At 47.8% G+C, this 13,423-nt stretch carries 14 protein-coding genes and 1 riboswitch; all 14 genes read left to right on the forward strand.

From position 1 onward, the window contains the following. Positions 1-39 precede the first annotated feature (39 nt). The 14 genes from BLV22_RS13320 to BLV22_RS13385 all read left to right on the forward strand — a co-directional run bounded on the left by BLV22_RS13320 (position 40) and on the right by BLV22_RS13385 (position 13,285). Positions 40-399, forward strand: a complete 360-nt coding sequence (locus tag BLV22_RS13320; RefSeq protein WP_091616354.1) for an arsenate reductase family protein — start codon at positions 40-42, stop codon at positions 397-399. Positions 400-429: 30 nt separating this feature from the next. Beyond that, a complete protein-coding gene (gene gcvH / locus BLV22_RS13325) occupies positions 430-813 on the forward strand; it encodes a glycine cleavage system protein GcvH (RefSeq protein WP_079475537.1) in 384 nt (127 codons plus the stop codon). A gap of 166 nt (positions 814-979) precedes the next feature. Further along, positions 980-1,085: riboswitch (SAM riboswitch) on the forward strand. Between the two features lie 154 nt (positions 1,086-1,239). Beyond that, a complete protein-coding gene (locus BLV22_RS13330; RefSeq protein ID WP_091616356.1) occupies positions 1,240-2,259 on the forward strand; it encodes a methionine ABC transporter ATP-binding protein in 1,020 nt (339 codons plus the stop codon). Positions 2,260-2,266: 7 nt separating this feature from the next. Then, positions 2,267-2,920, forward strand: a complete 654-nt coding sequence (locus tag BLV22_RS13335) for a methionine ABC transporter permease (protein WP_091616662.1) — start codon at positions 2,267-2,269, stop codon at positions 2,918-2,920. Between the two features lie 26 nt (positions 2,921-2,946). Then, a complete protein-coding gene (locus BLV22_RS13340) occupies positions 2,947-3,780 on the forward strand; it encodes a MetQ/NlpA family ABC transporter substrate-binding protein (protein WP_091616357.1) in 834 nt (277 codons plus the stop codon). 403 nt (positions 3,781-4,183) lie between these two features. Continuing rightward, positions 4,184-4,972 (forward strand): Fe-S cluster assembly ATPase SufC, encoded by a 789-nt coding sequence (gene sufC / locus BLV22_RS13345; RefSeq protein ID WP_091616359.1) that lies wholly within the window; start codon positions 4,184-4,186, stop codon positions 4,970-4,972. 25 nt (positions 4,973-4,997) lie between these two features. Then, entirely contained in the window at positions 4,998-6,308 is a 1,311-nt protein-coding gene (gene sufD, locus BLV22_RS13350; protein WP_091616360.1) for a Fe-S cluster assembly protein SufD, read from the forward strand. Next, positions 6,308-7,531, forward strand: a complete 1,224-nt coding sequence (locus BLV22_RS13355; protein WP_091616363.1) for a cysteine desulfurase — start codon at positions 6,308-6,310, stop codon at positions 7,529-7,531. The genes sufD and BLV22_RS13355 overlap by 1 nt, the downstream gene beginning before the upstream one ends. Further along, complete coding sequence (gene sufU, locus BLV22_RS13360) at positions 7,518-7,964, forward strand: Fe-S cluster assembly sulfur transfer protein SufU (RefSeq protein WP_091616365.1); 447 nt, start codon at positions 7,518-7,520, stop codon at positions 7,962-7,964. Before BLV22_RS13355 ends, sufU begins: the two co-directional genes overlap by 14 nt. Positions 7,965-8,033: 69 nt before the next feature. Then, a complete protein-coding gene (gene sufB, locus BLV22_RS13365; protein WP_091616367.1) occupies positions 8,034-9,434 on the forward strand; it encodes a Fe-S cluster assembly protein SufB in 1,401 nt (466 codons plus the stop codon). Positions 9,435-9,556: 122 nt separating this feature from the next. Then, the gene (locus BLV22_RS13370) at positions 9,557-10,426 is read left to right on the forward strand and encodes a DUF72 domain-containing protein (protein WP_091616664.1); all 870 of its coding nucleotides are present in this window, start codon (positions 9,557-9,559) and stop codon (positions 10,424-10,426) included. A gap of 75 nt (positions 10,427-10,501) precedes the next feature. After that, the gene (locus tag BLV22_RS13375) at positions 10,502-11,905 is read left to right on the forward strand and encodes a bifunctional metallophosphatase/5'-nucleotidase (protein ID WP_091616369.1); all 1,404 of its coding nucleotides are present in this window, start codon (positions 10,502-10,504) and stop codon (positions 11,903-11,905) included. Between the two features lie 97 nt (positions 11,906-12,002). After that, a complete protein-coding gene (locus BLV22_RS13380; RefSeq protein ID WP_091616372.1) occupies positions 12,003-12,797 on the forward strand; it encodes a thymidylate synthase in 795 nt (264 codons plus the stop codon). After that, a complete protein-coding gene (locus BLV22_RS13385; protein WP_091616374.1) occupies positions 12,794-13,285 on the forward strand; it encodes a dihydrofolate reductase in 492 nt (163 codons plus the stop codon). Before BLV22_RS13380 ends, BLV22_RS13385 begins: the two co-directional genes overlap by 4 nt. The last annotated feature ends 138 nt before the right edge of the window (positions 13,286-13,423 follow it).

Raw genomic sequence — 13,423 nt, forward strand, 5'->3', positions numbered from 1 at the left:
ACAATAAGAGGAAAGAATGCGTGTGGAGGAGGCCTGGCAGTGGCACTTACTTTTTACGGGTATCCCCCGTGCGGTACATGCCGTAAAGCAAAAAAGTGGCTGGAAGCAGAGAACATTTCTTTTGAGGAGCATCATATTGTGGAAGATCCGCCCTCAAAGGAAGAATTGAAAGCATGGAAAGAGCAGGAAGGTCTTGAGTGGAAGCATTTCTTTAACACAAGTGGGAAGAAGTACAGGGAAATGGATCTGAAAACCCGGCTGCCGGAAGCATCTGAAGAAGAGATTCTGGAATGGCTCGCTTCTGACGGAATGCTTTTAAAAAGGCCTATTGTGACAGACGGCGAGAGTGTTACCCTTGGGTTTAAGGAACCAGTTTTTGAGGAAAAGTGGAAAGCGTAATAGTATTCATTTGAAGGAGGATGATTGTGTATGAGTGTACCAGACGAGCTTTTGTATTCAGAAGAACACGAATGGGTTAAAAAAGAAGACGGACGTCTTCGTGTCGGTGTCACGGATTTTGCCCAGTCCGAGCTTGGCGATATTGTGTTCGTAGAGCTTCCGGAAGTCGGGGATGAACTCGAGGCCGGCGAGCCATTTGGAAGTGTAGAGTCTGTTAAAACGGTATCAGAGCTTTATGCCCCGGTTACAGGAAAGGTCGTAGAAATTAACGAAGACCTGGATGATTCTCCTGAGTTCGTCAACGAATCTCCATATGAAAAAGCCTGGATGATCGTTGTAGAACCCTCCAATGAAAGTGAATTGGATGATCTGATGTCACCAGCCCAGTATTCGGACATGGTAAGTGACGATTAATACTGAGTTACATAGGAGCTGTCCTTCTGCAGGACAGCTTCTTTTTGTAAGCAGCTTTAATATGGCTGTTTTCAGCCCTGTCAGGGAGGGAAACTAAAGGTTGACGCTTCTGGGTAAAGGTGCTATTATCAATAGCATCGTCAAATATGAACGGATAATCATCGTTCACTTATCAAGAGAGGTGGAGGGGCTGGCCCTGTGAAACCCGGCAACCAGTCTGCATAAGCAGACATGGTGCCAATTCCTGCAGGCAAACGTCTGCAAGATGAGTGGAAAGGATCCTTTAAAACCTTTCTGCTCGTGTGCAGAAGGGTTTTTTATTTATGAGCCGACAGGGAAAAGAATTGCCGGACTCATGACGATTTAAAACATACTATTTACATCGTTTTAATAAAGATAAAGAAAAGCGATGAAGGAGAGAGCGGTATGATCCAATTAAAAGGTTTATCCAAGGCCTTTCAGACAAAAACACAAACCGTCACCGCCGTAGACAACGTCAGCATTTCTATTGATGAAGGAGAAATTTTCGGCATTATCGGCTACAGCGGCGCCGGCAAAAGTACGCTTGTGAGGCTGTTAAATAAGCTCGAAACCGCAACAAGCGGTGAAGTAACCATTGAAGGGGAAAGCATTACTTCCTTGAAAGGGCAGTCCCTGCGCAGTGCGCGTCAGGAAATAGGCATGGTATTTCAGCACTTTAATCTGCTGTGGTCCCGGACGGTAGCAGAAAACATTGCATTTCCGCTCGAAATCGCAAAACAGTCAAAGCAGGAACGAAGCAAAAGGGTGCAGGAACTGGTGAACCTCGTCGGTCTTGAAGGCCGGGAGGACTCCTATCCTTCTCAGCTGAGCGGCGGCCAGAAGCAGAGGGTGGGCATTGCGAGAGCACTTGCCAATAACCCAAAGGTGCTGCTTTGCGATGAAGCGACATCGGCGCTGGATCCGAAAACAACAGATTCTATTCTTGCTCTGCTTACAGATATTAATAAAAAACTGGGGCTGACGATTGTGCTGATCACGCACGAAATGCACGTGATCCGTAAAATCTGCCACCGGGTGGCGGTAATGGAAAGTGGCAGAGTCGTTGAAGAAGGACCGGTGCTGCAAGTGTTCCGGAACCCGAGGGAGCATATGACTAAAGAATTTGTCCGTCAGATTACGGAGCCGGAGGAGGATGCCTCGGAAATCGTATTTAATGAAGAAGAAACCGGGGTGGTTGTCCAGCTGAAGTTTTTGGAAAACAAGGCCGAGCAGCCGTTCATTTCCAAAGTCATCCGCCAGTTTGATGTGGATGTGAACATTATTCAGGGGAAAATTTCCCAGACGCAGCGCGGCAGTTACGGCTCCCTTTTCATCCGCATCAAAGGCAGCAGTGAAGAAATCGACAAAGCGCTGGCCTACCTCCGCGAAGAAGAAATAGAAGCAGAGGTGATGGAGCGTGCTTAACACCTGGATGGAAGAAATCAATTGGGAAAACATGTGGGTCGCTACGTGGGAAACCCTCTTTATGAGCCTGATTGCGGTAGCAGCCACCTTTTTACTCGGTACGATACTAGGGGTTCTGCTGTATTTAACAGACAAAGGAAACATGTGGGAAAACAAGCCGGTGCACACGGTAACGGCAGCTGTCGTTAATATTTTCCGCTCTATTCCATTTATTATCCTGATCATTCTGCTTATTCCGTTTACCACCTTTCTGCTTGGCACGATGCTTGGGCCAAGCGCAGCACTGCCGGCGCTGATTATCGGTGCAGCTCCATTCTACGCCCGCCTGGTGGAAATTGGGCTTAGAGAAGTGGACAAGGGTGTTATTGAAGCCTCGCAGGCGATGGGAGCGAGTCAGTGGCAGATTATTCAAAAAGTACTTCTGCCTGAAGCGCTGCCGTCCTTAATTTCCGGCATCACCGTGACCGGTATTACGCTGGTGAGTTACACCGCCATGGCTGGTGTTGTAGGAGGCGGCGGTCTCGGGAACCTTGCGTACCAGGAAGGGTTCCAGCGCAGCAACAATGAAGTGGTATTTGTTGCTACGGTCCTGATTCTTGTCATTGTCTTCATTCTGCAGTGGATTGGTGATGTTTGGACAAGACAGATAGATAAACGATAAATATTATATTAATGGGGGAATTTTTCATGAAAAAAACACTACTCGGCGTTTCATTACTTTCCACGGCAGTGCTTGCAGCCTGCGGCTCTGATTCAGAATCCGGCAGTGGCTCCGGGGAAGAAACAGAGACACTTACTGTAGGTGCCACAAGTGTGCCGCACGCAGAAATTCTGGAGTTTGCCGAAGACCAGCTGGCAGAAGAAAATGTGGAGCTTGAAATCGAAACGTTCAATGACTATATTGTTCCAAACGAATCACTTGCTTCTGAAGAAATTGATGCGAACTATTTTCAGCATATTCCGTACCTTGAAGACCAGATGGAAGAGAACGATAACTTTGACTTCGTCAATATGGGCGGCATTCACATCGAGCCAATCGGTGTTTATTCCCAGGAGTATGACAGCCTTGACGCCCTTCCGGACGGAGCTGAAATAATTATGAGCAACTCGGTTGCAGACCACGGCCGGATTTTGCAGATGCTCGAGCAGGAAGGCGTGCTCACGCTTGAAGAAGGCGCCGGCGTTGAAGCAACAGTGGATGATATTGCCGAAAATCCGAAAAACCTGCAGTTCCAGGCGGACATTGACGCGGCTACACTTCCGCAGGTGTACAATAACGGCGAAGGGGATGCAGTATTCATCAACTCCAATTATGCAATTGATGCAGATTTGAGCCCTCAGGAAGACGCCATTGCGCTTGAAAGTCCGGAGGATAATCCGTATGTTAATGTGGTAGCAGCCCGGGCAGAGGATGAAGACAATGAAACAATTCAGACGCTTGTAGATGTGCTGCAGTCGGATGAAACCCAGGAATTTATTGAAGAAGAATATGACGGAGCCGTCATTCCTGCAGAGCAGTAATAGCGGTCAGGCCGGACTCTTTGACTGAGTCCGGCTTTTTATATCAGAGAAAAACAGAAGAGAATCTTCATTGAAAGAGTTTTTCCTTTTTTACTTCTCAGTGAGGTTTGGTATACTGTAAGAGTGAATGAAGAAAAGCATTGAATAGGGAGGGTCGTTCCTGCAAATGGTTTGTATAGGCACCCTCCTTTTTGTATGAACGCTTTTATTGAGAATGAAGTGATCGTATTCTCATTTATTTCCCGTGTGATCTTTTGCCATATAGTAGCAAAAAAATGAAATATATCGGGATGGAAAGCGAGTTTGCTTGAAGTCAGTTTACATTTGTTATAAAATAATAATTATAATAAATAGAGAAAAAACAGCGGTTTCCGCTTGATTCCAAAATATGGAGGTATGCAAAATGGCAACGCCGAACTTGAAAATTGAGAATTTGCACGTAGAAATTGAAGGTACTGAAATCATTAAAGGTTTCGATCTGGAAATGAACGGCGGAGAAATTCACGCAATCATGGGACCAAACGGAACAGGTAAATCCACCCTCGCTTCTGCAGTGATGGGTCACCCGAAGTATGAAATCACTAAAGGGACTATCACTCTTGATGGAGAAGACGTTCTCGACATGGAAGTTGACGAGCGTGCAAGAGCAGGCCTCTTCCTCGCCATGCAGTATCCTAGTGAAGTGAGCGGTGTAACAAACTCTGACTTCATGCGTTCGGCCATTAACGCTAAGCGCGGAGAAGGAAACGAAATCCAGCTGATGAAATTTATCCGCCAGATGGACGAAAAAATGAACATGCTTGAAATTGACGAATCGTTCTCCCAGCGTTACTTAAACGAAGGGTTCTCCGGCGGTGAGAAAAAGCGTAATGAAATTCTTCAGCTTCTCATGATGGAACCAAAAATCGCTATCCTGGACGAAATCGACTCCGGTCTTGATATCGACGCGCTCAAAGTCGTTTCCAAAGGCGTAAATGACATGAAAAGCCCGGACTTTGGCGCCTTAATCATCACTCACTATCAGCGTCTCTTAAACTACATTACTCCGGATAAAGTACACGTCATGATGCAGGGGCGCATCGTTAAATCCGGCGGCGCCGAACTAGCTCAGCGTCTCGAAAGCGAAGGCTATGAGTGGATTAAGGAAGAACTCGGCATTGAAAACGAACGCGTTGGGGAACCACAGGAATAATTTTAACAGCAGGGGAGGCGAAATAATGTCTATAGATACTACTTGGAAATATGACGAGAAATACGTTGAAGATTTCTCGGCTAAACAGAACGAACCAAAGTGGCTGAAGGACCAGCGGCTAAGCGCCAGCCGTTTAGCAGAAAAGCTGGAAATGCCGAAGCCGGAAAAAACAAATATTAAAACATGGAACTTTACCGAATTTGAACACGAAGGCACTCCGAAGGAAACTTTTTCTTCGTCTGAGGAACTGCACGAACAGGTGCAGGGACTTATCGATAAAAACGCTGCACAGCAGAATCTTCTCGTGCAAAGAGACGGCCAGACCGTTTTTTATGAAACAAACAGCACGCTTGAAGAACAGGGCGTTATTTTCACAGATATCGCAACAGCGGCTATTGAGCACGGCGATCTGCTTGAGCGTTATTTCATGGGCAACGCCGTACAGGTGGATGAGCATCGCTTTACAGCACTTAACGTGGCGCTCATGAACGGAGGTACATTCATCTACGTTCCGAAAAACGTAAAGGTGGAAGCCCCGCTTCAAACAATCTACTGGCTCGAACAGGCTGATATGGGACTGTTCAACCACGTGGTCATTGTAGCCGAAGCGAACAGCGAAGTGACGTACCTTGAAAACTACGTTTCTTATGATACAGAAACGCCTTCCGTGGTTAATGCGATTGCAGAAGTTTATGCAGAAGAAGGCGCGAACGTTTCCTTCGGCGGCGTGGACCACTTAGAGAAGGCGACCACGGTTTACACCAACCGTCGCGGCTACGCGCTCAAAGATGCAAGCATCGACTGGGCACTCGGCCAGATGAATGAAGGCAATACAGTATCGGACAATACGACTGCGCTTGTAGGCGATGGTTCGACTTCTGACAAAAAATCTGTGGCTATCGGACGCGGAGAGCAGAGCCAGAACTTCTGGGCCCATATTATCCAGTTTGGTAAAAATACGGACGGCCAGATTTTGACTCACGGCGTTATGAAAGACAAAGCTTCCGCTATCTTTAACGGCGTTAACAAAATTGAACACGGGGCAACAAAAGCCAACGGGGAACAAACCGAGCGTGTACTCATGCTCAGCGAACGTGCCCGCGGCGACGCGAACCCGATTCTTCTTATTGATGAGGACGACGTTACAGCCGGTCACGCAGCTTCTGTAGGCCGTGTGGATCCGGTTCAGCTTTACTATATGATGAGCCGCGGTATTCCGCAGACAGAAGCAGAACGCCTTATTATTCACGGCTTCCTTGCTCCAGTAGTAGACGCGCTGCCAATTCAAGCTGTGAAAGATCGTCTGACGGAGGTTATTGAAAGGAAAGTATACTAATGGATGTAAAAGCCATTCGTGAACAGTTTCCTATACTGCAGCAGGAAGTAAACGGAAGTCCGCTTGTCTATCTTGACTCGGCGGCAACTTCCCAAAAACCGCTGCAGGTCATTGAAGCGGTCAGTGATTATTACCGCCGCTATAATTCAAATGTCCACCGCGGTGTGCATACGCTTGGAAGCATGGCAACGGACGAGTACGAAGGAGCACGGGAAAAAGTCCGCTCCTTCATCAACGCCCCTTCCTCACAGCAGATCATTTTCAACCGCGGCACGACAATCGGTATCAACACGGTAGCTTCAAGCTACGGGGATGCTCATCTGCAGGAAGGCGATGAAATCGTCCTGACAGAAAAAGAGCACCATTCCAATATTATTCCGTGGCAGCAGGCAGCTAAACGTAACGGAGCCCAGCTACGCTATGTGGAGCTCGAAGCAGACGGAACGGTAACGGCAGAAAATGTACGCAAGGCCGTTTCCGAAAAAACAAAAATTGTTGCGGTCAGCCACGTGTCAAACGTACTTGGCACGGTTGATCCCATTAAAGATATCGCCGCTATCGCCCATGAACACGGAGCGGTCATCGTCGTCGACGGTGCCCAGAGTGTGCCACACATGACGGTGGACGTGCAGGATCTGGATGTGGATTTTTACGCCTTTTCCGGCCATAAAATGGGCGGTCCGACTGGGATCGGAGTTCTCTATGGCAGAAAATCTCTCCTGGAAAATATGGAGCCGGTGGAATTTGGCGGCGAAATGATTGACTTTGTAGGGCTCTATGATTCAACATGGAAGGAAACCCCGTGGAAGTTTGAAGGGGGCACACCGATCATTGCTGGTGCTATTGGTTTAGGGGCAGCAATTGATTTCCTGAAAGAGATAGGCCTGGATAACATTGCTGCTCATGAGAAAGAGCTCGGTCAATACGCGCTGAAGCAGTTATCGGCGGTGGACGGCCTGGATATATACGGACCGAAGGAACGCACTGGCATTGTGACATTCAATGTGCAGGACGTGCATCCGCATGATGTTGCCACCGTGCTCGACGCGGAAGGCATTGCGGTACGCGCCGGTCATCACTGTGCCCAGCCGTTAATGAAGTGGCTTGATGTAGCTTCTACCGCCCGTGCCAGTTTTTATCTTTATAACTCCACAGAAGATATTGATGCTTTGGCAGAGGGGTTAATAAGAGTAAAGGAGTATTTCGGTGATGTCTTCGCATAATTTAGATACACTTTACCGCCAGGTCATCATGGATCACTATAAAAATCCGAGAAACAAGGGTGACCTGGAGGAAGAAACACTTCATGTCAACATGAACAATCCAACATGCGGCGACCGCATCCAGCTTCAGCTGAAAGTGGAAGAGGAAAAAATCGCCGATGCAAGATTTGTTGGGGAAGGCTGCTCCATCAGCTTGTCCTCCGCTTCGATGATGACAGAGGCTGTCAAAGGCCATACTGTCGAAGAAGCACTGGATATGGCGCAGATGTTTTCGCAGTTGATGCAGGGCGAAGAGATCGACGATACGAAATACGACCTTGGCGATATCGAAGCTCTGCAGGGCGTGACGAAGTTTCCTGCCCGTATTAAATGCGCGACACTTGCGTGGAAAGCCATGGAAAAAGGTTTAGTGGAAGAAGAAAACCGTTCATAATACAGTAACGTGCTTGAAACGCAGCGGGAATGACATTATTTATTCCCGACTCTAAGGAGGTATTTTCATATGGCAAAACAAATGCCGGAAATTGGTGAAGACTATCAGTATGGTTTTCATGACAAAGACGTTTCTATTTTCCGTTCTGGTAAAGGCCTCACAGACGAAATTGTAAAAGAAATTTCTAAAATTAAAGAAGAGCCGCAGTGGATGCTTGACTTCCGTCTGAAGTCCCTGGAAATCTTCTATAAAAAACCAATGCCGCAATGGGGCGGCGATCTCTCCGGACTGGACTTTGACGCTATTACGTATTACGTAAAACCGTCCGAGCGTTCTGAAAAATCGTGGGACGAAGTACCGGAAGAAATTAAAAACACGTTCGACAAGCTTGGTATTCCGGAAGCGGAACAAAAGTATCTGGCAGGTGTATCTGCACAGTACGAATCCGAAGTTGTATATCACAACATGGAAAAAGAGCTTGAAGATCAGGGTATCGTGTTTAAAGACACAGATACAGCAGTGAAAGAAAACGAAGAATTGTTCCGTGAGCACTTTGCGAAAGTTATTCCGCCGTCTGACAACAAATTCTCGGCGCTGAACTCCGCAGTATGGTCCGGTGGTTCCTTTATCTATGTACCAAAAGGTGCAAAAGTAGAAACACCGCTTCAGGCTTATTTCCGGATTAATTCGGAAAACATGGGACAGTTTGAGCGTACGCTGATCATTGCAGACGAAGGCAGCTCCGTGCATTATGTGGAAGGGTGTACCGCACCAGTTTACTCCACGGATTCCCTGCACAGTGCCGTTGTTGAAATCATCGTGAAAAAAGATGCGTACTGCCGTTATACAACGATCCAAAACTGGGCGCCAAACGTTTACAACCTCGTTACAAAACGGGCAGTTGCCGACGAAGGTGCCACGATGGAATGGGTTGACGGTAACATCGGCTCCAAATTGACGATGAAGTATCCATCGATTATTATGCGCGGTGAAGGTGCGAAAGGTACCGTTCTTTCCATCGCTATCGCTGGACGCGGTCAGCACCAGGATGCAGGCGCAAAAGTAATGCACCTGGCTCCGAACTGTTCTTCCACCATCGTTTCGAAATCCATTTCGAAACAGGGCGGCAAAGTAACGTACCGCGGTATTGCGAACTTTGGACGCAAGTCCGACGGTTCCAAGTCGAAAATCGAATGTGATACGTTGATTATGGATAACGAATCCACTTCGGATACGATTCCATACAACGAAATTTATAACAACAACATTGCTCTTGAACACGAAGCGACGGTATCAAAAGTATCAGAAGAGCAGCTCTTCTATCTGATGAGCCGCGGCGTTGGTGAACAGGAAGCAACTGAAATGATCGTTATGGGCTTCATTGAGCCGTTCACAAAAGAACTGCCAATGGAATATGCCGTAGAAATGAACCGTTTGATCAGCTTTGAAATGGAAGGCTCGATCGGTTAATTTCCCTGCCCTGTACGAAAAATAGGAACTGTCCTTTAAAGAGCTGTTACTGCTCTAAAAAGGGCAGTTTTTTTGTTTTATTTTAAAGAAGAACGTGAAAAGAAAAGAGAGGTGAATAAATGATGATATACGTTGGTTTAACTGGCTGGGGGGACCACGACTCCCTTTATCCAAAAGGATTAAAGCAGACTGACAAGCTGAAAGAATACAGTAAATATTTTCCCACGGTAGAAGTGGATTCTTCCTTCTACGCTATTCAGCCGAAGAAAAATATTGATAAATGGCTGCGGGAGACGCCGGATTCGTTTCAATTTATTATGAAGGCCTATCAGGAAATGACCGGACACCAGCGCGGCCCGAGTAAATATGAATCAAAAAAGGAAATGTTCGAGCAGTACGCCCTGTCGGTGCGCCCAATGAAAGAAGCAGGCAAATTAGCGATGGTGCTGTGCCAGTTTCCACCCTGGTTTGAATGCAACAGGGAAAATGTGGACTATCTCCGCTACTTAAGAGATCAGCTGCAGGAATTCCCCTGCGCCCTTGAGTTCCGCCATGAATCATGGTTCCACCCGAGCTTCCGGGAAAAAACGCTTGAATTCATGAAAAATGAAGACTGGATCCATTCCGTGGTGGATGAGCCACAGATTGAAGGCGGATCGGTGCCGATTGTGGAGGAGGCCACCACGTCCTCCAAAACGTTAATTCGTCTGCACGGGCGTGACAAGAATGCGTGGCTGAAGCCGGCACGGGGCCAGGAGTGGCGGAAGGTGCGCTACCGCTATAACTATTCCGATGCAGAGCTTCAGGAATGGCAGGGACGGGCGGAAAGGCTGCAGAAACAAAGCAGCGACGTGTACATGATTTTTAATAACAATTCCGAGCGTCACGCGGCTCCGAATGCACGCCGGCTGCTGGAGCTTTCCGGTATTGAATACGAAGGGCTTACTCCAAAACAAACTTCGCTCTTTGATGACGAGACCCGTGATTCGTAGTAAGATAAAAGAAGATGAAATGCACTCGTTCTGCACCTCAGCAGGCGGAGACGAGCACAAAGGCGGTGAAACCTGTTGTCCTCCAGTTTTTCTGTTTACCTGTACCACACAAACGACATTCACAGTGATTTGGATCAATGGACACGCACAGCAGCATATTTAAAAGAACGGGAAAAATTCCGGCAGGAGCGGGGGGAGTCAGTTCTTCTTCTGGATCTCGGGGACCATACTGACCGGGTGCACGCCGTCACAGAAGCCACAAGGGGAAAAGGTAATGTGGAGCTTATGAATGAAGCGGGCATTCAATATGCGGCGGTTGGAAACAATGAAGGCATCACGTTTGCAAAAGAAGAGCTGAACCATATGTACGATGAAGCCGGATTTCAGGTGCTTCTGGCCAACTTGTTTGATACAGACGGCCGCCGTCCCGGGTGGGCGGAGCCATACAGTATCCATACGACAAAAGAAGGGATACGGATCGGCCTGCTCGGCGTAACCGTTCCTTTTTACCCGTTTTATGAAGGACTGGACTGGAAGATCACAGAACCGGAGCATGTAATAGAAACATTTCTGCCCGAGCTCAGGGAACAGTCGGACGTGATGGTTTTAATGTCGCATCTGGGCTATCCACAGGATTTGGAGCTCGCTGCCTCCTATGATTTTGATGTTATTCTGGGAGCACACACCCACCACCTGCTTGAAGAGCCGGAATGGGTGGATAATACATTGATCACGCAGTGCGGCAAATTCGGTACGCACGCAGGGGAGCTTGAGCTCCAGTTTGAAGGGGAGGAACAGCGCCTCTCGGGCATTGTTGGCCGAACGGTGGATATGCGCCGGCTAAAGCCTTCCCCAATCACTGAAAGGCTTCTGGGGGCGCTTGAGGACGAAGCAGATAAAGACATGAATGAAGTGGTGACAGAAATTGCAGAGCCATTATCTGTGTCATGGACCCAGGATTCTCCATTTGCCTCGCTTCTTGCCGATGGGTTGCGGGAGTGGTGCAAAACGGAGATATCCATGTTGAATTCAGGACTGCTGCTTCATTCGCTGCCCGCAGGACCGGTGACGAAAAAGGATATTCACCGCCTGTGTCCCCACCCGATTAACCCATGCGTAGTGGCGGTGAAAGGGCACGTGCTTGAAGAAGTAGTGAAGAAAGCTTTTACAGAGGAAATGATCCGCCTGCCGCTGAAAGGATTTGGCTTCCGCGGGGAGATGCTTGGCCACATGGTATTCAGCGGCATGCAGATAGAAGCGGATTACGAATACGGAGAGTGGACGGTGCAGAGTATCCGGATCGGATACGAATTGCTTGATCACGCAGAAACGTATGAGCTGGCCACGCTTGATATGTTTACGCTCGGTCCGTTATACACCGGCTTGTCCAACGCAGAGTCGAAACAATACTATATGCCGGAAATGATGCGGGACATTCTGGCCGATGTGCTGGTGAAGCAGTATACGGCCGGGTCCTGACCATCCGCCTGCAGATGGAAAGCCTTCAGCTTGTTGTTAAGCTTGAAGGTGCTTCTGTCATACGGCAATTGAAGTACAAACATAGGGAGGAACAAACGTGAAACAATACTTAGATCTCTGCCGTCATGTACTCGAAAATGGCGGAAAAAAAGATGACAGAACCGGCACTGGAACAATCAGCACCTTTGGGTGGCAGATGCGCTTTGACCTGCAGCAGGGCTTCCCGGTGATCACCACAAAAAAGCTGCATCTGCGTTCCATTATTCACGAGCTCCTTTGGTTTTTACAGGGAGAGACGAACATTGCCTACCTGAAAGAAAATAAAGTGAAAATCTGGGACTCCTGGGCAGACGAAGAAGGCAATTTAGGGCCAATCTACGGGAAGCAGTGGCGGTCTTGGGAAGGAGCAGGAGGAAAAACGGTAGACCAGATTTCCGACGTGGTGGAAGCGATCAAAACGAATCCGGACTCAAGAAGACTGATCGTCAGCGCCTGGAACGCAGCAGAAATCGAAGATATGGCGCTTGCGCCGTGCCACTGCCTGTTCCAGTTCTATGTCCAGGACGGAAAGTTGTCGTGCCAGCTGTACCAGCGGAGCGCAGATATTTTTCTCGGCGTGCCGTTTAACATTGCTTCGTATGCCCTTTTAACGCAAATGATCGCGCACGTATGTGACCTTGAGCCTGGAGAGTTTATTCATACATTTGGAGACGCTCATATTTATAACAACCATGTGGAACAAATCAAAACTCAGCTTGAGCGCGAGCCGCGAAGCCTTCCGGAAATGAAAATCACCCGGAATGTGGATTCCATTTTTGATTTTACCATTGATGATTTTTCGCTCGAAGGGTACGACCCGCATCCCCATATCAAAGGAGAGGTGTCTGTATGATCGCATTTGTAGCTGCAGTCGCAAACGACCGGGTAATCGGATATAAAAATGACCTCCCCTGGCATCTCCCTGCTGATTTGAAGCATTTTCAACAGGTAACAAAGCACGGGACTGTTATTATGGGAAGGAAAACGTTTGAATCGATGAACGGGCCGCTCCCGTCACGCACCAATATTGTTATTACAGGTAATACGGACTGGTCGCACGAAGGGGCGCAGGTGGTGAACGATATTGAAGAAATCCGCCGGCTTGCCGGAGAAGAAAAGCTGTATTACGTTATCGGAGGCAGCGGCGTTTTTACAGAACTGCTGCCGGACGCTTCTTATATGTATCTGACCCATATTGACGCCGATGTTCCGGGAGATACGTATTTTCCGGAATGGAATGAATCCGAATGGGAGATTGCTGAAAAGGAAGAAGGACCCGTGGATGAAAAAAACAAGCATCCACACCGCTACGTAACGTACAAACGAAAAAATAATATTTAAAATCATTAAATGTCCTGTTGCAGTCCTTGAATTGCGGCAGGCTGTTTTTATTTACTTACAAAAAATGAAACTAATGGGTGGATGGAAAAAAACGTTTATAAAAAACTTTTCCGTCGTGTACTTTGACAAGGCAAAGAA

Origin of the sequence: Marinococcus luteus (genome assembly GCF_900106595.1) — a bacterium.
GTDB classification, from domain to species: domain Bacteria; phylum Bacillota; class Bacilli; order Bacillales; family Marinococcaceae; genus Marinococcus; species Marinococcus luteus.